This is a genomic window from Vreelandella sp. 21 (assembly GCF_050995515.1).
Taxonomy (GTDB): Bacteria; Pseudomonadota; Gammaproteobacteria; order Pseudomonadales; family Halomonadaceae; genus Vreelandella; species Vreelandella alkaliphila.
The window spans coordinates 1689460-1707201 of sequence record NZ_CP194673.1; the positions used below are offsets into that span (position 1 = coordinate 1689460).

The window sequence follows — 17742 nt, forward strand, 5'->3', positions numbered from 1 at the left end:
GCTAATAGCGGTAAGGCGTTTCTTATGGTCAGAACAGTGACGTTTACGTGTTTTCGTCAAACTCTTCGTCTAGCTCTTCTGCAGCATCTGTGTGGGAGAGCCGCATACCATGGGGGGGCAGGGGATGCCCATCCATGGTGGCGTTTTCAGCGCTATATTGCAGGCGGCCTTGCAGAAACCACTGCACGGCAATTGGGAAAATTAGGTGTTCACGAGCGTGCACCTTCTCCTTCAGCGTCTCAACGGTATCTTCATTTGTAACGTTCAGTTCTGCTTGCAGCACAACAGGCCCACCATCTAGCTCTTCAGTGACAAAGTGCACGCTGCAGCCATGCTGTTTGACACCATCTGCCAGCGCTCGAGCATGGGTATTTAACCCTTGATAGGCGGGCAGCAGTGAGGGGTGGATATTGAGCATTTTGCCTAAAAAACGCTGCACAAAGCGGGGCGTCAGAATGCGCATAAAGCCTGCTAAAACAATCAAGTCAGGCTCATGACGTTCGATGACTTTGATTAGCGCTCCGTCGTAAGCATCGCGGCTGTCATATTCGCGATGAGGTAGCGCAACGGCTTCAATACCCGCTTCTAAGGCGCGCTTCAAGCCATAGGCATCCGGCTCATTGGAAATAACAGCGACGATTTCCCCGCCGAGTCGATCATGGCTTTGTGCATCAATCAGCGCCTGTAAATTACTGCCACTGCCAGAAATTAGCACCACAATACGTCGCGCCGCTGCTGGTTCTGGCGCCATGTCGTTTATGGTGTCGTTGAACGTGCCACTATTGAAGTCGGTACTGCTCATGCGCGAAGGTTCTCCAAAACGACGGCTTCCTCCTGGCGCTGAATAATCTGACCAATTCGATATACGGTCTCGCCTTGAGCTTGCAGATGCGCCATAGCGTCTTCAGCTTGGGCCTGGGGAACTACAACCACCATGCCGATGCCGCAGTTCAGTACGCGGTGCATTTCCGTTTCACTGACATTGCCTTGGGCTTGTAACCAGTTAAATACTTCTGGGCGTTGCCAGGTAGAAAGATCAACGTGGGCTGCGAGGGTATCGGGTAGAACACGGGGAATGTTTTCCAGTAAACCACCACCCGTAATATGGGAGAGCGCGTGAACGGGAATATCTGTGTCGCGCATCATCGACAGTAACGACTTCACATAAATACGCGTCGGCGCCATTAACGCGTCGCCAAGCGGCTGCCCATCCACAGTATCATTGAGTGAAGCGTTGCTAACTTCCAGAATTTTGCGAATCAGTGAATAGCCATTGGAGTGCGGGCCAGAAGAGGCCAATCCCAGCAGTACATCGCCTTCGGCTACCTTGCTGCCGTCTAAAATATCGGCCTTCTCAACAACGCCAACGCAGAAGCCTGCCAAATCGTAGTCATTGCCCTCGTACATACCGGGCATTTCCGCAGTTTCGCCGCCTACTAGTGCGCAACCAGCCAGTTCGCAACCAGCGCCAATGCCGGTCACGACATCTGCAGCGATATCCACATCCAGCTTACCCGTGGCATAGTAGTCAAGGAATAGCAGTGGTTCAGCACCGGCAACGATCAAATCGTTGACACACATAGCGACCAAGTCAATGCCAATGGTGTCATGCTTACCAAGGTCCATGGCAAGACGCAGTTTAGTGCCGACACCATCCGTGCCGGAGACCAGGACTGGCTGTTTATAACCAGCGGGAAGCTCACACAGTGCGCCAAACCCGCCAAGGCCACCCAGGACTTCAGGGCGTGTCGTGCGTTTGGCAACGTGTTTGATGCGATCAACTAGCGCGTTGCCGGCATCAATATCGACACCTGCGTCTTTATAGCTGAGTGAGGGAGTGGCCTGAGAAGTGGAGGTATCGGTCATGACAGATCCTGTGAAGCCTATAGCAATACGGGTAGTGCTGGCGAAATGGCCAGTGCTGGGGCGATAACGGAACGGATTGTAACACCCAGAGACGTAAGTCGCATCGATGTGCGGCGTTAACCGATGTTCAATACGCTACTTTTGTTACTATTCAGTACGCTAAGGGCGCTAACCATCTTTCCAGGAGGGATATAAAGAGCATGCGACATTCATGGTGGGGCGTTGTTTTTTTGGTGGTATTGGTGGGCTGCCTCTACTTATTAGATGCGGTACTGATGCCATTTATTGCGGGTTTAATTTTGGCCTATTTGGCTGACCCGCTTGCTAATTATTTCCAGCGGTTAGGCATGAAGCGGCCCTGGGCAGTTAGTAGCGTCTTTTTTGTCCTGTTACTGATCCTTATTTTAAGCCTGCTTATTTTGATCCCGCTGGTTGTGCAGCAGACAAAACAGCTGGGAGAGGCGTTGCCGAGTGTCTTCAACTGGATTGAGAACATATTAGCGCCGCAAGTTCAGGAGTGGACGGGTTACGATTTGGGCGCTGAGCTAACGAACGTTAGAGAAACTTTGATCGAAAACTGGCGTGATGCGGGTAGCTATGCAGCTCAGGCGTTAAGTCAAATAGGCCGTTCTGGGATGGCTTTCGTTTCCTGGGTTACCTACGTCGCCCTGATTCCTGTCGTAACGTTCTATTTACTACTTGATTGGAGCAGGCTGATTTCTAGTCTTGCTGATTTAGTTCCTCGTCAATGGACAAGCGATGTTTCCCGTTTGGCTCAGCGCTGTGATGAAGTTCTATCAGCGTTTCTACGTGGGCAGTTACTGGTCATGCTGTGTTTAGGCATTATATATGCGGCGGGCCTAACGTTGATGGGGCTGAACTTCGGCCTGCTGATTGGTGTTGTGTCTGGGCTTGTCAGTATTGTGCCGTTCCTTGGTTTTATTGTGGGGTTAGTGGTGGCGCTTATCGTGGCGCTTTTCCAATTTGATACATGGTGGGCTGTGCTGGGCGTGATCGCGGTATTCGGTATCGGTCAGGCGGCAGAAAGTGTCATACTTCAGCCTAAGCTGTTAGGCGATAAGATAGGTTTGCATCCTGTTGCGGTTATCTTTGCGGTACTGGCGGGCGGTCATCTTTTCGGTCTGACGGGCGTACTCTTAGCATTGCCTGCCGCAGCGGTCATTATGGTGCTTTTAAGGGAAATTAAAGACCGCTATAAAGGCAGTGCTCTCTATGATGCCGAGCAACGTCCGCAAGAACAGCAACATTACAATGATGGACTGGGTCGTCACGACGAAAGGGAGTCACCATGAGCCGATTACCGGCACAGCTACCGCTTGGGGTAGGGTTGCGAGACGACGCGACATTTAATAATTACTATGCCTCACAAGCAAACGCTTCATTAATGGAGTACCTGAGCCGGCAGCTTAAGTCAGATGCTGAGCCGTTCTTATATTTATGGGGCGCGCCGGGCAGTGGCCGTAGCCATCTTTTACAGGCGGCGTGTCATGCCGCCTCGGATGCAGATAAGCGGGCACTTTATCTTCCATTGGCAGACCTTGGTCATTTTCCACCGCTGATGCTGGAGGATATCGAACGTTTGGATCTCGTCGCCATTGATGATCTTGAATATGTGATAGGGCGTAAGCGTTGGGAAGAGGCTCTGTTTCATGCCTTTAATCGGCTGCGTGATGCGGGAAAAGCCTTAGTGATTGCCGCCAATACGTCCCCACGTCAATTAGACGTTGCATTGCCGGACTTGGCGTCACGGCTAACCTGGGGAGTTACGTTTCATCTGCATCCGTTGGATGATAACGAACGCCTAGCAGCGTTAAAGCTTCGCGCCAACGTACGTGGAATGCAGTTGCCTGATGACGTAGGGCGCTACATTATGCACCGCGGGCCGAGGGAGTTGGGGGATTTGTGCCATGCGCTGGAAACGCTTGATCAAGCATCGTTATCCGCTAAACGGAAGCTGACTATTCCTTTCGTTAAGTCTGCCCTTAATTGGTAAAGCGCAATTGATAAAACGCCCCTGCCAGTGATCTGGCAGGGGCGTTTTAATGACAGCAAGTCAATAACTAACAGGATTAAGCAGTTTTGCTCATTTTGCTAGCAGCAGCTTGCGCTTGCTTAACATTATCTTCTGTCAGTTTTTGGCCTTTCTGCAAAAAGTCTTGCTGAAGAGCAACGACTTTATCTGCATCGCCTTTTACACGTTCAGCTAGTTCTTTAGCCACTTTTTGCTGGCCTTCCATGTAGCTACGCAGGCCGTTGGCGTCTTTCACGCTCATCAGCTGACGCATTTGGGCGATGCCGGTATCTACGTAAGATTTGTTGGCATCAAACTGTGCGTTAAGCATTTTTTCAGAGTAATCGATGCTTAGCGTCATGTATGCACGCACAGGTGCCATGAACATGTTGTCGAACTGCTGAGTCATTTCGTTGGTGTTAAATGTTTGCATGGTAAACACTCCTGTTCCATTGCCCACTAATCGGCCCATTGATTGACGGTGCCGTTAGTGTTGGTTGATCAGCAACGGTTTTGTTAAGCATCCACCGCAGCTGATATCTAGTTATCTTGCGTTGCAGCATAACAGGGGTTTTTGTGCAGTGCAACATTGTGGTGAAGTGAATTTAAGGATCGTGTGAGTGTGGCTGTGTGAGTCGATGATACGCGCGGATTTACCTAACGCGCCGGTAGGGCTAGGCTAAGCGTATAGATAACCGTTATCACTAAAATAATCGTTGGGAAACGTGACGCTAGTGATGTGAGTGGCGTTAGCTAAGCCGTTTTTAAAAAGGAGTGCCAGGATGGACACACGTATTGAACGGGATAGCATGGGTGAGCTCGATGTGCCTGCAAATGCGCTTTATGGCGCTCAAACCCAACGGGCTATCAACAACTTCCCTGTCTCGCATACCCCCATGCCCACGGCATTTATTCACGCTGTCGCGCGGATAAAGCTCGCTGCTGCGCGGAGTAACTGTCAGTTGGGTTTGTTAGATAAACCCCGCGCGGAGGCGATTGAGAATGCGGCTCGGGCGGTGATTAGTGGCCAGCATGATGGGCATTTTCCTATCGATGTTTTCCAGACAGGCTCTGGTACGTCGACCAATATGAACGTCAATGAAGTGCTAGCGACGCTTGCCAGTCGTAAAGGGGTCGAAGTAACGCCAAATGATCACGTTAATATGGGGCAGTCGAGTAACGACGTTATCCCAACGGCCATTCACCTATCGGCAGCGATAGCCGTTAATGAAACGCTTCGTCCCGCATTGGTGACGCTGCAGGCCACGATTGATCGTAGGGCGAGTGAGCTGGCCCATGTTGTTAAAACAGGTCGTACTCATCTGATGGATGCCATGCCGCTGCGTATGGATCAAGAACTAGGAGCGTGGTCGAGCCAAGTGGGGCAGGCCATCGAGCGTTTTGATAGCGCCATGACAAGGCTGTGTCGATTAGCGCAAGGCGGCACGGCGGTGGGCACCGGTATTAACGCGCCTGAGGGGTTTGCCGAGCTAATGGCTAGCGATTTAAGTCAGCAAACGGGCCTACCTTTTGTGCCTAATGATAGCTTTTTTGCCAGTTTGGCATCCCAGGATGCTGCCGTAGAGTTATCGGGGCAGTTGAAAGGGTTGGCCTGTGTGGTTATGAAGATCGCTAACGATTTACGCTGGATGAATTCGGGGCCGTTGGCGGGGCTGGGCGAGATTGAACTTGAGGCACTACAGCCTGGTAGTTCCATTATGCCGGGTAAGGTAAATCCTGTGATTCCTGAGTCGGCCGCCCAAGCGGCAGCGCAAGTCATCGGTTTGGATGCCGCGGTAACAGTGGCGGGTCAGAGTGGAAACTTCCAGCTCAACGTGATGTTGCCGCTAGTGGCTTCGAATCTTCTCACATCGATTAGATTGATGAGTAACACAGCCACCTTGTTGGGTGAGCGTGCTATCGCCACATTCAAAGTGCGTGACGATAATTTACAGGGGCCGCTCGCACGGAATCCTATTTTAGTCACGGCTCTTAATAGCGTGATTGGCTATAACGCCGCCGCCGCGGTGGCTAAAAAAGCCTATCAAGCTGGGCGCCCAATCATCGACGTTGCGGAGGAAGAGACCGACCTAGATCGCTCAACGCTCGAACGTTTGCTAGACCCTGCAGTACTAACGCAAGGAGGCGTACCTGAGTAGCCTCTATTGAGATATTAAGAGGGTAGGCGGTTAGGTTTCTTGCGTTTCCGTTTTGCCCTTTTGAATGGTTTTGTTCGCCTCTTGACGCTCTTCTGCACTGGCGTCGGGCGTTTCGTGTTCATTTTGACGCGAAGGCCGATAGCAAAAAGTGGCTAATATAGGGAAGTGGTCAGATCCGAACGCCCCAAGTCGCTGCATGTTGACGAGGGTGAAATGCTCGCTTACAAACGCGTGGTCGAGAGGCCAGCGCAATAGGGGGTAATTAGCGTGAAAGGTGCTGTACAAGCCGCGACCACGGCGTGGGTCCAGCATACCCCCTATGCGACAAAAACGGCGTGTTGTACGTGACCAGGCAACATCATTCAGGTCGCCGGCAACGATAGTGGCCTTTGGGTGTCGATGTATCTCTTTGCCAATCCACAACAGCTCTGCGTCACGCCATAAAGATTTTTCGCTTTCATTGGGTGCTGGTGGTCTTGGGTGAACGGCAAATAAGCGAATATGCTGGCCGCTTTTAAGCTCTACCTGGGTGTGAATCGAAGGTATGTCATCCTGGATAAGCCACTTAATCTCAGTATCTTTCAGTGCTAGGCGAGAATAGAGGTGCATGCCATAAAGGTTATCTAGGGGGATCTTAACGCTATAAGGCCACAGCGCATCTAATGCTGGGTCAAGTCGTTCTTGCCACCATTGGTTGGATTCTAACGTGAGAATCATGTCGGGCTGGTGGCGCGTTATCATCGCCAGTAATTCTTCTGACTGACGGTTTGGTGTCAGTACATTGGCGATTAGCAGCGTAATCATCTGGTCTTTAGGGGCATTATGGGCGGCTTTTACCTGCACAGGCCAGAGCTTTGTCCATGGCAAAATGTAGCGCAGTTGAAGCGCTAGCGTGGCGAGTGAGACCAGTGTCGCGGTAACTCGCCACGGCCCTGGGTCTAGTAACCACAGGCTAGCTAAGCCACACGCTAAAGCCATTACGGCAATTTGCAGTCGGGGAAATTCAAAACTGCGCACCCACCACCAGCGCATAGGCACGCGGGCAATCAGTGTGGCGAGTAACAATGAGATGGCGATGCATCCTAGCAAAGGCCCAAGCAAGGTTTGCCTCCTGGTTTAACCGTGAATAGTGGTTAATCTACGTTTAGCTTAGCGGTAACCGTAGATAAGTGTCGATAAGACATTAAAATTGAGGGGAGTTAATTCATTTACGTCATTTCAAAATGCTAAAAACTACTTGCAATTCAGCTATGAAGCCGTAGAATACGCATCCGTTGCACAGCAGGACCATAGCTCAGTTGGTTAGAGCGCCACGTTGACATCGTGGAGGTCGGCGGTTCAAATCCGCCTGGTCCTACCATATTACGTGCAGCTGATTAGTTATATTTAGGACCATAGCTCAGTTGGTTAGAGCGCCACGTTGACATCGTGGAGGTCGGCGGTTCAAATCCGCCTGGTCCTACCAAATACTTAAAAGCCCCATGCCTCTTAGCATGGGGCTTTTTTTATGGCCAACCGATAAAGCTAGTCGATAAAGAGAGGGAGGTCAGTCTGGCGAATAAACGTAGCCACCAGTGCCTCAATACCCGCCTGATCTTCTTGACTAAAGCGTGCGTGCTGGGGGCTGTCTAGGTCGAGCACTCCCCAGAGATAGCTGTCGATCACGATGGGAGCAACGAGCTCTGAGCGAGAGTCAGCATCGCAGGCGATGTGATCAGCAATAGAGTGAACGTCATCAACCCGTTGGGTAGCTTGTTGGCGGGCAGCAGCCCCGCAAACGCCTTTGCTGAAGGGGATTGGATGGCAGGCAGGTTTGCCCTGAAATGGGCCAAGGCTGAGTTGGTTGGGCTGGCGCTGCAAATAGAACCCCACCCAGTTGATGTCGCTCAGGGCATGTTGAATAAAGGCACAGGTTTGTGCGCTGTTGGTTAGCCAATCACGTGTGTCTAGCAGAGCTTCAAGCTGCCGATTAAGCAACGCATAATCAACACTATGCATACGAATTCCTTATAGGATTAAACACATCAGGCCAGCCCTAAGGCTGGCCTGATTATATCGATAGAGAAAACCGTACTGTTTATTCGATCCAGCCGGGTACAGCTGCGCCCTTAAACAATTCTTCTGCTTTTTCGATGACCTCGTCGCGCTGATAAGCGTCAACAAGTTGACGGATTTCTTCGCGATCTTCGTCTCCGCCCCGTACCGCAATCAAGTTGACGTAGGGAGATTCAGGGCCTTCCTTGATTATCGCGTCACTCAGGCTCAAGCCAGCCGGTTGGGCGAACGTATTGTTAATGAACGCCATGTCGACGTCTGGTAGTACACGGGGTAGTTGTGCAGCTTCAATTTCGCGGAAACGGAAGTTGCGGGGATTTTCAGCGATGTCGATGGGGGTAGCTTCCAGGTTGCTCGGATCATTAAGTGTGATCAGGCCCTGGTTGTGCATCAGAATGAGTGCGCGCCCTTCATTAGATGGGTCGTTGGGCAGCGCGATTTGAGCGCCGTCGGGCAGTTCTTCAATGCTGTCGTATTTCTCAGAGTATGCGCCGATCGGGTAAACAAAAGTGTAGCCCGCAATGGCAAGATCATATCCACGGTCATTGACCATAGCCTGCAGGTACGGTTCGTGCTGATAAGCGTTCGCGTCTAAGCTGCCATCGGAGAGGGCAGCATTCGGCGTGACGTAGTCGGTGAACTCAATGATCTCGACGTTTAAGTCATACTCTTCTTTGGCAATTCGCGCTGCCACTTCCATGACTTCGGTTTCCGGACCTGCCACAGTGCCCATTTTGATGGTGCGTGTTTCTGCGTTGGCAACGTTAACTGCAAGGGCTAAGGCAGTCAGGCTGCCGATAAGTAGTTTTTGCATGGTGTCACTCCTGTGGCACAGTAAATGTTGGATGTGATTATGCGGCAATAAGAAATAAAATTCTAATGCGTTTTGGTTATATTCGACTATGCCGATAAAAGGTGCAGACTATCGTCACTTGCGATCACTTTTACGCACTAAATAGTCGCCCAGGCTTTGGAAACCTTGAACCATCACCACCAGTATAACGACGGTAATTAACATAATGGTGGGGTTGAAGCGGTTATAGCCATAGCGAATGCCTAAATCGCCCAGGCCACCGCCACCTACGGCGCCCGCCATGGCAGAGTAACTGACCAGTGTCACTAACGTAATCGTCAGCCCCGTGATAATGCCGCCCCTTGCCTCAGGGATCAGTACCTTGGTAATGATCTGCCAAGGCGTTGCGCCCATTGATTGAGCAGACTCAATAAGCCCCGGGGATATCTCGTTAAGCGCACCTTCGATTAGCCGAGCTACAAATGGAATAGCAGCAATAGTTAACGGCACTGAGGCGGCATTAATACCAATAGAGGTGCCGACCAGCATGCGGGTGAACGGGATAATCGCCACCATCAAAATGATGAACGGAATTGAGCGGCCAACATTGGTAACAATGCCTAGTACTTGATTGAGTGCTGGCATCGCTAATATCTGACCAGGGCGAGTCACGTAGAGCATGACGCCAAGTGGCAGGCCGAGCAGGGTGGCGATCACGCCTGAAATAGCCACCATGTAGAGCGTATCCAGCGTGGCTTGTAAAATAAGATCAAACATTGCGCTGGACATGACCAAGTACCTCTACCTGTAGTTGATGTGCTTCTAAATAAGCCATTGCTTCCTGAGTTTGAGCGGGGCTGCCGAGCAGCTCTGCAATCATCAGCCCTAGGGTGCGGTCTTGAATGGACTCGACCTTTGCCTGGAGGATGCTGACATCAACGCTGCACTCCCGCGCTAAGCGTGAAATAAGCGGCGTCGAAACAGCATCACCGGAAAACGTTAGCCGAACGACGGGATGAGTATGTTCGCTCGGTGTATCGCTTAAACGCTCGATCAGTTCTTTAGGTGGGCTTAGCTGCAAAAAGTCGTTCAGGAACTCCCTACCCAGCTGTGTGATAGGCGCAGTGAAGAAATCACCGACCTCGGCGTCTTCTACTAGCTCACCATCGGAGATGAGGCTTACTCGATGGCAAATAGACTTCACAACTTCCATTTCGTGAGTGATCAACAAAATGGTGATGCCGAGCTGCTGATTAATTTCTCTCAACAGCTCAAGAATCGAACTGGTGGTCTGGGGGTCTAGTGCGGAAGTGGCTTCATCGCACAGTAAGACGTTGGGTTTGCTGGCCAGGGCGCGGGCGATGGCGACACGCTGCTTTTGACCACCAGAAAGCTGGGCTGGGTATTGTTTGGCTTTATCAGACAAGCCCACCAGCTCCAGCAGCGGCAATACGCGATCCTTTATAGCACTGCGGCTTTCGCCCATTAACTCAAGGGGAAGTGCCACATTATCAAATACAGTACGCGTTGTTAGCAGATTGAAATGCTGGAAAATCATTCCAATGCGGTGTCGGGCACGGTTTAATTCGCCGCGACTAAGGCGGGTCATTTCCTGGCCATCGACTGATACGCTGCCAGTGCTTGGGCGTTCAAGTAGGTTGACACAGCGAATAAGGGTCGACTTGCCTGCGCCCGAAAGACCAATAACGCCGTGAATGGTGCCTTTGGGAATCGTTAAATTGACATCTTTTAGGGCATGAACGGCACTATTGCCAGTGCCATAGGTTTTACTAACGTTGCTAATTTCAATCATAGCGTCTGCCTTAACGGTAGGCCGAAGACGGAGTGCGAGGGAGCAAGCGTAGGGCGGGAAATAAAAAAAGGCCACCCTTGCGGGTGGCCATCAACGCTGGACACACCCTTTTAGCTGCACTTCACCAAGCCATTGGCTTGGTGGACGCCCGCAATCTGGGTACAAATCGGCGTCATTACATTTGCGGCGAAAGTCTAAAGAGTGGTGGGTGTCTTGTCAATTAGCGCCGTTCTATTTCATGTTTTAATGCGATAATTCAGGTTTATTTTCTGAGTCAATGATTTTTGTTAGTGATTGATTCTGATGAGTGCTAATGCGGCGCTTGTTATCAGAAAAAAGCCGTTTCAACGTTTGTAGCAAGGCTTCTGGCTGCACACGGGTTGGGTATTAGTAGTAAGCTTGCACAGAATTTTAGGACCTGTTTTGACTTTAATGCGTTGAGAAAGAGGGCGTAGCAATATGTTTACTGGCATTGTGCAAGGCGTGGCTGAGGTCGTCGCTGTTAAAGAGCTGGAAGAGTTTCGCACCCACGTAGTCGCATTGCCGGAGGCGTTGCGTGAAGGGCTCACTATTGGTGCGTCGGTAGCCCATAATGGTGTTTGCCTGACGGTAACCGCGATAGAAGGTGAGAATGTCAGTTTTGATCTGATGCGTGAAACGTTGCGTTTGACAAATCTTGGTGCAATTGCACCAGGTCAGTGCGTCAACATAGAGCGCGCGGCGCGTTTTGGTGATGAAATTGGTGGGCACTCCATGTCAGGCCACATTATTTGTATGGCCAATGTGGTGGCAATCGAAGAGGCACCCAACAATCGTCGGCTTTGGTTTTCACTGCCTGAGAGAGTCGCTAAGTTTGTATTCGAGAAAGGGTACATTGGTGTTGATGGTATCAGCTTGACGGTAGGTGACGTACGTCCCGCCAGCGATAGTGCGGGGGTGGAGTTTAGCGTCAATCTGATACCAGAGACGCTGGCGCGTACAGTTTTAAAAGACCGGTTGCTAGGCGACAGGGTCAATATCGAGATTGATCCGCAAACCCAGGTGATTGTTGAAACAGTTGAAAGGGTGTTAGCGAGTCGTCTTTAGTCGTGTTTTTTGTCTTACCGTTGACCGATCGGTTAGCTCATGGCCTGAAGTTTGCTATTCATAATAGATAGGTGGGGGAGTTCCCATCAACGCTAGCGGCACACGGGGCACTCGCAACGCGTAGAGCCTTTAGGTAGTATGTGCGGCTTTTCTCGCATCAAGGGACGCATTCAGCGTAAGCGCGAAGGATAAAAACGACATGAAACTTCTGGACAACTACTTCAAGCTCACCGAGCAGAAGACCAACGTAAAGACCGAGGTGATCGCTGGATTCACCACGTTTCTTACGATGGCTTATATCATTTTCGTCAACCCGAGCATTCTCTCGGAAGCGGGGATGGATTACGGCGCGGTGTTTGTGGCTACCTGTATCGCCGCTGCCATTGGCTGTTTTGTCATGGGGCTTTGGGCAAACTATCCGATCGCGCAAGCACCAGGTATGGGGCTGAATGCCTTTTTTACCTACGGGGTGGTGCTGGGAATGGGCTATACCTGGGAGGCGGCATTGGGGGCTGTCTTCTTCTCCGGCCTGACGTTCTTCCTGCTAAGTATTTTTAAAATCCGCGAGTGGATCATTAATTCTATTCCACTCTCATTGCGTTTGGGGATTGCCGCGGGTATTGGCTTATTCCTTGCGATGATCGCACTCAAAAATGCCAGTATTGTGGTCGCTAATCCAGCCACCTATGTGGCACTGGGTGATCTATCCCAGCCACCCGCACTTTACGCCTTACTGGGCTTTTTCGTTATTACGGCGCTTTCTTATCTGCGTGTGACCGGTGCGGTAATGATCGGTATTTTGGGTATCACGATCCTTGCGATGCTGTTCGGCCATAACCAGTATGGCGGTATTATGTCGATGCCGCCTTCGATTGCACCTACCTTTATGGCAATGGATCTAATGGGCGCACTGGATGTGGCCATGCTAAGCGTCATTTTTGCCTTCTTGTTTGTGGATCTGTTTGATACGTCAGGCACGTTGGTAGGGGTGGCCCACCGCGGCAAACTGCTGGATGAAAATGGCAAGCTGCCGCGCATTGGTCGCGCTATGATGGCCGACAGTACCGCGTCTATGGCGGGTGCTGCATTGGGTACTTCGACAACGACTAGCTATATTGAATCAACTGCGGGTATCGCTTCCGGTGGTCGTACGGGGTTAACGGCGGTTGTGGTTGGTGTGCTGTTTTTAATTAGCCTTTTCTTTGCGCCGTTAGCAGGTTCTATTCCGGCCTATGCGACAGCAGGGGCGCTGCTTTACGTGGCCGTTTTGATGGCGGGTAGCTTAGCCCACGCAAACTGGGAAGACCCAACCGACGCTGCGCCGGTACTGATCGCTGCCCTGGCTATGCCGCTGACGTTCTCAATTGCTGAGGGAATTGCGCTTGGCTTTATTAGCTATGTTGCGATTAAAGCGCTTTCGGGACGGTTCAGCGATTTGAACCCCGCCGTCATAACGCTGGCGCTACTGTTTGCAGCAAAATTTCTTTTCCTGGGTTAATTACCCGCTTTATCTTTAATCAATGAGAGACGCGATGAGCATCTACGGCGACTACATTAAGTCCGTTATTCGCACGGTTCCTGACTGGCCAGAGCAGGGCGTAAATTTTCGTGATATCACACCGCTACTGCAAAATAGTGCTGCCTTTCGTAAGCTGATTGATAGCTTTGTGCATCGCTACCAGGAAATGAACTTAGATGCCATCGCGGCGATTGATGCCCGAGGCTTCATCATTGGTGCGCCCTTGGCCTATGAGTTGGGCTGCAGCTTTGTGCCCGTTCGCAAGAAGGGCAAACTGCCTTTCAAGACGATCAGTGAGACTTACACGCTTGAGTACGGCCACTCTGAAGTTGAGCTTCATGCCGATGCTTTCCAGAAAAATGACCGTATCCTGCTGATGGATGATTTGATAGCCACTGGCGGTACTATGCTTGCAGCAGCGAATCTAATTCAACGCTCTGGTGGGCACGTGGTGGAAACTGCAACTATTATTGAGCTGCCTGAGCTGGGCGGTTCCCAGAAAATTCGCGACGCTGGCTATAGCGTATTCGCGGTATGTTCATTCACCGAAGACGAGTAACGCCTCTTATGAGCAGCGAACGCTATCATCAGCACTTCACCATTTCCTGGGATCAACTGCACCGCGACGTGCGTCAACTTTGCCATCAGTTAATTGAACGAGATTTCAAAGGTATCGTCGCGATTACCCGTGGTGGATTAATACCTGCGGCGCTTATCGCCCGTGAACTTAATATCCGCTTGATCGATACCGTTTGTATCAAAAGCTATGATCATATGGATCAAGGCGGTTTAGACATCATGAAGGGCGTTGACCATGATGGTGATGGTTGGCTATTGGTTGATGATCTGGTAGATACCGGTAAAACTGCCCGTGCCGTTCGTGAAATGTTGCCTAAGGCGCATTTCGTGACAATGTATGCCAAACCAGAAGGGCGCCCTCTGGTTGACCAATACCTTACCGAAGTGGCTCAGCAGTGTTGGATCCAGTTCCCTTGGGATATGGGCATTGCTTATGTTGAGCCGCTGGCGGATCAACTGAAGAAGTAATATGGCTAACCCGCTACCCGACGATTGGAATCAATGGCTTGGGCAAGAATTTCAGGCTGACTATATGTCAGCCCTGAAAGCATTTTTGGCCCAAGAAAAATCAGCCAAAAAAGTTATCTACCCGCACTCATCGCATTGGTTTCGCGCTTTTGAGTTGACACCTTTAGCCTCTGTGAAAGTCGTTATTCTAGGGCAAGACCCCTATCACGGCCCAAATCAAGCTCATGGGTTGTGCTTTTCGGTGCAGCCGGGTATCCAAGTGCCCCCCTCTTTGGTCAATATTTATAAAGAATTAGCTGCTGATGTGGGGTTTACGCCCGTGCGACACGGCTTTTTGGAGTCTTGGGCAAACCAGGGTGTGCTGCTGCTGAACACCGCATTAACGGTTGAGCAGGGTAATGCCGCTTCTCATCGTGGCAAGGGGTGGGAACACTTCACCGACTGCGCGATTGAAACCGTCAGTCGGTACGCTGAACCGTGCGTTTTCTTGTTGTGGGGTAGTCATGCGCGCCAGAAGAAAGTCCTGATTGATCAGTCGCGCCACTTGGTGTTGGAATCCCCGCATCCTTCGCCACTCTCGGCGCATCGAGGCTTTTTTGGCAATCATCACTTTTCCCGTGCCAATCAGTTTTTAGCAGAGCATGGGCGTTCACCGATTGAGTGGCAATTGCCGGAAACCCCTTAACCTACTGGTCAGTTGCGGGTAGAATGGCGCGCAATTTTGTAAGCTTGTCGATGCGACTTAGGTCGCCATCCTGAATCCCATGCAGCGAGGAAGTCCCATGAGTGTCTACGCCATTAATCATCCGCTTGTTCAACATAAGCTGGGACTGCTTCGCGAAGCTGATTTAAGCACCAAGAGCTTCCGAGAGCTGGCTGGTGAAGTGGCTAAGCTGCTGACCTATGAAGCAACAAAGGGGCTAGAGCTCGAAGATCATGAGATTCAAGGCTGGAACAACGAGCCTATTGCGACGCGTCGCTTGAAGGGAAAAAAAGTAACGGTTGTGCCAATTCTGCGAGCTGGTTTAGGTATGCTGGAGGGCGTAACTGATCTAATTCCTAGCGCACGCGTCAGCGTAGTGGGTCTTTATCGTGATGAAGAGACTCTTCAGCCAGTGCCTTATTTCGCCAAGTTCGCCAATGATATTGAAGAGCGCATGGCACTTGTCATCGACCCGATGCTTGCGACCGGTGGCTCAATGGTGGCGACGTTAGATATGTTGCGTGAGCGTGGTTGTGAGCATATGAAAGTCATCGTGCTGGTAGCTGCCCCTGAGGGTATTAAGCGTGTTCAGGATGCGTACCCAGATGTTGAGATTTACACCGCATCCGTTGATGACCGGCTAGATGAGCATGGCTACATCGTGCCTGGTTTGGGAGATGCAGGCGATAAGATCTTCGGAACGCGCTAAGCACTCCGACTAACAATGCCCCTTACGCTTCGCGTTGGGGGCATTTTTTTGGCTAACCACCGACAACGAAAACATTGGAAACGTTTAGATGAGACATTCAGCAAGTCATGAGTCTTGGCCCAAAATGCTGCTGACAGGTGCGCAAATGCTATTCGTAGCCTTTGGTGCACTGGTATTGGTTCCACTGCTGACTGGTCTAGATCCCAGTGTCGCACTATTTACCGCGGGTATTGGTACGCTGGTGTTTCACGGAATTACCAAGCAGACGGTGCCGGTATTCTTGGCGTCATCATTTGCGTTCATTGCTCCCATTCAAGGCTCGATAGCAAGCTTTGGCGTGTCAGCCACGCTGGGTGGCTTAATGGCAGCAGGGGTGGTGTACGTTGCCATTTCTCAAGTAGTACGTGTTAAAGGCACTGCTTGGCTGCACAGGCTGTTACCGCCTGTTGTTGTCGGGCCAGTCATTATGGTGATTGGTTTAGCATTGGCGCCAGTCGCTGTCAGTATGGCAACAGGAGAGACAAGCGATAACATTGGCTATGGTCAAGCGATCTTTCTTTCCATGGCCAGTTTGCTGGTAACGCTGATATTAGCTGTCTTCGGGCGTGGCATTCTTCGCTTGGTGCCGATAATGGGTGGTATCGCAGTGGGGTATGGCTTAGCGCTTGTTATGGGCGTTGTCGATTTCACTGTGGTGCGTGATGCTGCTTGGCTATCATTGCCAAACTTTACCGCGCCGAGTTTTCACTGGGCGGCTATTTTGTTCATGATTCCTGTCGCGATTGCTCCTGCGGTGGAACATATCGGCGATATGGTGGCGATAGGCTCAGTGACACGCAAAAACTATTTAGAGAAGCCAGGTCTTCACCGCACCTTGTTAGGCGATGGGCTGGCGACAATGGCGGCTGCGCTGTTTGGTGGTCCTCCCAACACAACCTACTCAGAAGTAACGGGGGCAGTGACGCTGACTAAGGCATTCAACCCCATGTACATGATCATCGCCGCAGTGATTGCGATTGTACTGGCCTTTGTAGGCAAGCTGGGCGCGTTACTGCAAACTATTCCAGGCCCTGTAATGGGCGGTATTATGACGCTGCTGTTTGGTTCGATCGCAGTGGTTGGTATGAATACCCTGGTGCGTGCAGGCCAGTCATTAACTGCGGCGCGTAATCTCGTGGTGGTTTCGTTAATTTTAGTATTTGGGATAGGTGGAATGCAGTTTGGAGGTGGTCAGTTCACCCTCCAGGGCGTGAGTTTAGCTGCGTTAGTTGGCATTGCGCTAAACTGGCTGTTACCCGCTGAGAAAGAGGGCGAATAGCCACTCAATCATACCTACCGGTTGGTCATTGGGAGTTGTTAATGGAAGAGGCAATTGATAGTCCATTTCCTGTACTCGGCATTGCCGCGTGGAGTGGGACTGGTAAGACGACTCTGTTAGCGCAGCTTTTGCCTCGCCTGCGCGAAAAGGGGCTCAGGGTGGGGGTGATAAAGCATGCCCACCATAGCTTTGATGTCGATCAGCCAGGAAAAGATAGCTATAAACTTCGTAAGGCTGGCGCTGCGCCTATGTTGATTGCATCCCGAGAGCGTTTTGCCATGATGCAAGAGACACCTGGCCAAGCAGAACCGGACCTTGGCTACCTCTTGTCACTGATGATTACCCAGGCGCCAGATTTGGTCATTGTCGAAGGCTTTAAGGCGTGGCCAATTCCTAAGCTAGTCCTGTACCGTGCAGGAATTGGCGATGTTTCCATTGTCAGTGGTGACTGGGTACAGGCGGTAGCGTCAAGTGGTTCGCTGCCTCCATCAATTCGCCCAACAGCTAAGCGGCTGGACCTGAATAATATTGAAGCGATCACTGAGTGGGTAATCGAGTGGATGAATGCTCAACCCAATGCTGTGGCTAACTAAATTAGCAGCTCCCAAATCAGTATTTTTATAACACCGTGGCTTGATTAAA

Annotated in this window: 19 protein-coding genes and 2 tRNA genes; 13 read left to right on the forward strand and 8 right to left on the reverse strand. The window is 51.1% G+C overall.

Annotated features, from left to right (window positions below):
• Positions 1–43 precede the first annotated feature (43 nt).
• Both purN and purM read right to left on the reverse strand, forming a co-directional pair.
• A complete protein-coding gene (purN, locus tag ACN06F_RS07895) occupies positions 44–802 on the reverse strand; it encodes a phosphoribosylglycinamide formyltransferase (protein ID WP_038483743.1) in 759 nt (252 codons plus the stop codon).
• Positions 799–1866, reverse strand: coding sequence for a phosphoribosylformylglycinamidine cyclo-ligase (gene purM, locus ACN06F_RS07900; protein ID WP_038483745.1), 1068 nt, complete (start codon positions 1864–1866; stop codon positions 799–801). Before purM ends, purN begins: the two co-directional genes overlap by 4 nt.
• 200 nt (positions 1867–2066) lie before the next feature.
• Here purM and ACN06F_RS07905 point away from each other — a divergent pair, with 200 nt between their 5' ends.
• Together ACN06F_RS07905 and hda are read left to right on the forward strand one after the other, a co-directional pair.
• Positions 2067–3179, forward strand: coding sequence for an AI-2E family transporter (locus ACN06F_RS07905; protein WP_038483747.1), 1113 nt, complete (start codon positions 2067–2069; stop codon positions 3177–3179).
• Positions 3176–3880, forward strand: coding sequence for a DnaA regulatory inactivator Hda (gene hda, locus ACN06F_RS07910; RefSeq protein ID WP_038483749.1), 705 nt, complete (start codon positions 3176–3178; stop codon positions 3878–3880). The genes ACN06F_RS07905 and hda overlap by 4 nt, the downstream gene beginning before the upstream one ends.
• Before the next feature lie 76 nt (positions 3881–3956).
• Here hda and ACN06F_RS07915 read toward each other — a convergent pair whose 3' ends face one another.
• Positions 3957–4331: a phasin family protein gene (locus tag ACN06F_RS07915; protein ID WP_038483751.1), complete on the reverse strand. Its 375-nt coding sequence runs from the start codon at positions 4329–4331 to the stop codon at positions 3957–3959.
• Between the two features lie 349 nt (positions 4332–4680).
• Here ACN06F_RS07915 and ACN06F_RS07920 point away from each other — a divergent pair, with 349 nt between their 5' ends.
• A complete protein-coding gene (locus tag ACN06F_RS07920; RefSeq protein ID WP_231658532.1) occupies positions 4681–6057 on the forward strand; it encodes a class II fumarate hydratase in 1377 nt (458 codons plus the stop codon).
• Between the two features lie 30 nt (positions 6058–6087).
• Here ACN06F_RS07920 and ACN06F_RS07925 read toward each other — a convergent pair whose 3' ends face one another.
• Positions 6088–7158, reverse strand: coding sequence for an endonuclease/exonuclease/phosphatase family protein (locus ACN06F_RS07925; RefSeq protein WP_095604130.1), 1071 nt, complete (start codon positions 7156–7158; stop codon positions 6088–6090).
• Between the two features lie 182 nt (positions 7159–7340).
• Between ACN06F_RS07925 and ACN06F_RS07930 the strand changes: the two genes are divergently transcribed.
• Both ACN06F_RS07930 and ACN06F_RS07935 read left to right on the forward strand, forming a co-directional pair.
• Positions 7341–7417 (forward strand) — tRNA-Val (locus tag ACN06F_RS07930).
• 28 nt (positions 7418–7445) lie between these two features.
• Positions 7446–7522: transfer RNA gene (locus ACN06F_RS07935), tRNA-Val, on the forward strand.
• A gap of 59 nt (positions 7523–7581) precedes the next feature.
• Here the strand turns inward: ACN06F_RS07935 and ACN06F_RS07940 are convergent.
• The 4 genes from ACN06F_RS07940 to ACN06F_RS07955 form a co-directional block, all read right to left on the reverse strand.
• On the reverse strand, positions 7582–8055 hold the full coding sequence (locus ACN06F_RS07940; protein ID WP_095604129.1) for a GAF domain-containing protein: 474 nt from the start codon (positions 8053–8055) through the stop codon (positions 7582–7584).
• A 79-nt stretch (positions 8056–8134) separates the two neighbouring features.
• A complete protein-coding gene (locus ACN06F_RS07945; RefSeq protein ID WP_433924986.1) occupies positions 8135–8926 on the reverse strand; it encodes a MetQ/NlpA family ABC transporter substrate-binding protein in 792 nt (263 codons plus the stop codon).
• 114 nt (positions 8927–9040) lie between these two features.
• Positions 9041–9694: a methionine ABC transporter permease gene (locus ACN06F_RS07950; RefSeq protein WP_433924987.1), complete on the reverse strand. Its 654-nt coding sequence runs from the start codon at positions 9692–9694 to the stop codon at positions 9041–9043.
• Positions 9675–10718 carry a methionine ABC transporter ATP-binding protein gene (locus tag ACN06F_RS07955; RefSeq protein ID WP_038483762.1) on the reverse strand — a complete coding sequence of 348 codons (1044 nt, stop codon included), beginning with the start codon at positions 10716–10718 and terminating at the stop codon, positions 9675–9677. The genes ACN06F_RS07950 and ACN06F_RS07955 overlap by 20 nt, the downstream gene beginning before the upstream one ends.
• Before the next feature lie 459 nt (positions 10719–11177).
• Here ACN06F_RS07955 and ACN06F_RS07960 point away from each other — a divergent pair, with 459 nt between their 5' ends.
• The 8 genes from ACN06F_RS07960 to mobB all read left to right on the forward strand — a co-directional run bounded on the left by ACN06F_RS07960 (position 11178) and on the right by mobB (position 17693).
• Positions 11178–11804 carry a riboflavin synthase subunit alpha gene (locus ACN06F_RS07960; RefSeq protein ID WP_120387033.1) on the forward strand — a complete coding sequence of 209 codons (627 nt, stop codon included), beginning with the start codon at positions 11178–11180 and terminating at the stop codon, positions 11802–11804.
• Between the two features lie 199 nt (positions 11805–12003).
• A complete protein-coding gene (locus ACN06F_RS07965) occupies positions 12004–13302 on the forward strand; it encodes an NCS2 family permease (RefSeq protein ID WP_433924988.1) in 1299 nt (432 codons plus the stop codon).
• Between the two features lie 34 nt (positions 13303–13336).
• A complete protein-coding gene (locus ACN06F_RS07970) occupies positions 13337–13882 on the forward strand; it encodes an adenine phosphoribosyltransferase (protein WP_038483768.1) in 546 nt (181 codons plus the stop codon).
• Positions 13883–13890: 8 nt separating this feature from the next.
• The gene (gpt, locus tag ACN06F_RS07975; RefSeq protein ID WP_009723428.1) at positions 13891–14370 is read left to right on the forward strand and encodes a xanthine phosphoribosyltransferase; all 480 of its coding nucleotides are present in this window, start codon (positions 13891–13893) and stop codon (positions 14368–14370) included.
• A 1-nt stretch (position 14371) separates the two neighbouring features.
• The gene (gene ung, locus ACN06F_RS07980; RefSeq protein WP_231658650.1) at positions 14372–15055 is read left to right on the forward strand and encodes a uracil-DNA glycosylase; all 684 of its coding nucleotides are present in this window, start codon (positions 14372–14374) and stop codon (positions 15053–15055) included.
• 97 nt (positions 15056–15152) lie between these two features.
• Positions 15153–15782, forward strand: a complete 630-nt coding sequence (gene upp / locus ACN06F_RS07985; protein WP_038483772.1) for a uracil phosphoribosyltransferase — start codon at positions 15153–15155, stop codon at positions 15780–15782.
• A gap of 88 nt (positions 15783–15870) precedes the next feature.
• Complete coding sequence (locus ACN06F_RS07990; RefSeq protein ID WP_120387030.1) at positions 15871–17100, forward strand: uracil-xanthine permease family protein; 1230 nt, start codon at positions 15871–15873, stop codon at positions 17098–17100.
• A 41-nt stretch (positions 17101–17141) separates the two neighbouring features.
• A complete protein-coding gene (mobB, locus tag ACN06F_RS07995) occupies positions 17142–17693 on the forward strand; it encodes a molybdopterin-guanine dinucleotide biosynthesis protein B (protein ID WP_120387029.1) in 552 nt (183 codons plus the stop codon).
• Positions 17694–17742 lie beyond the last annotated feature (49 nt).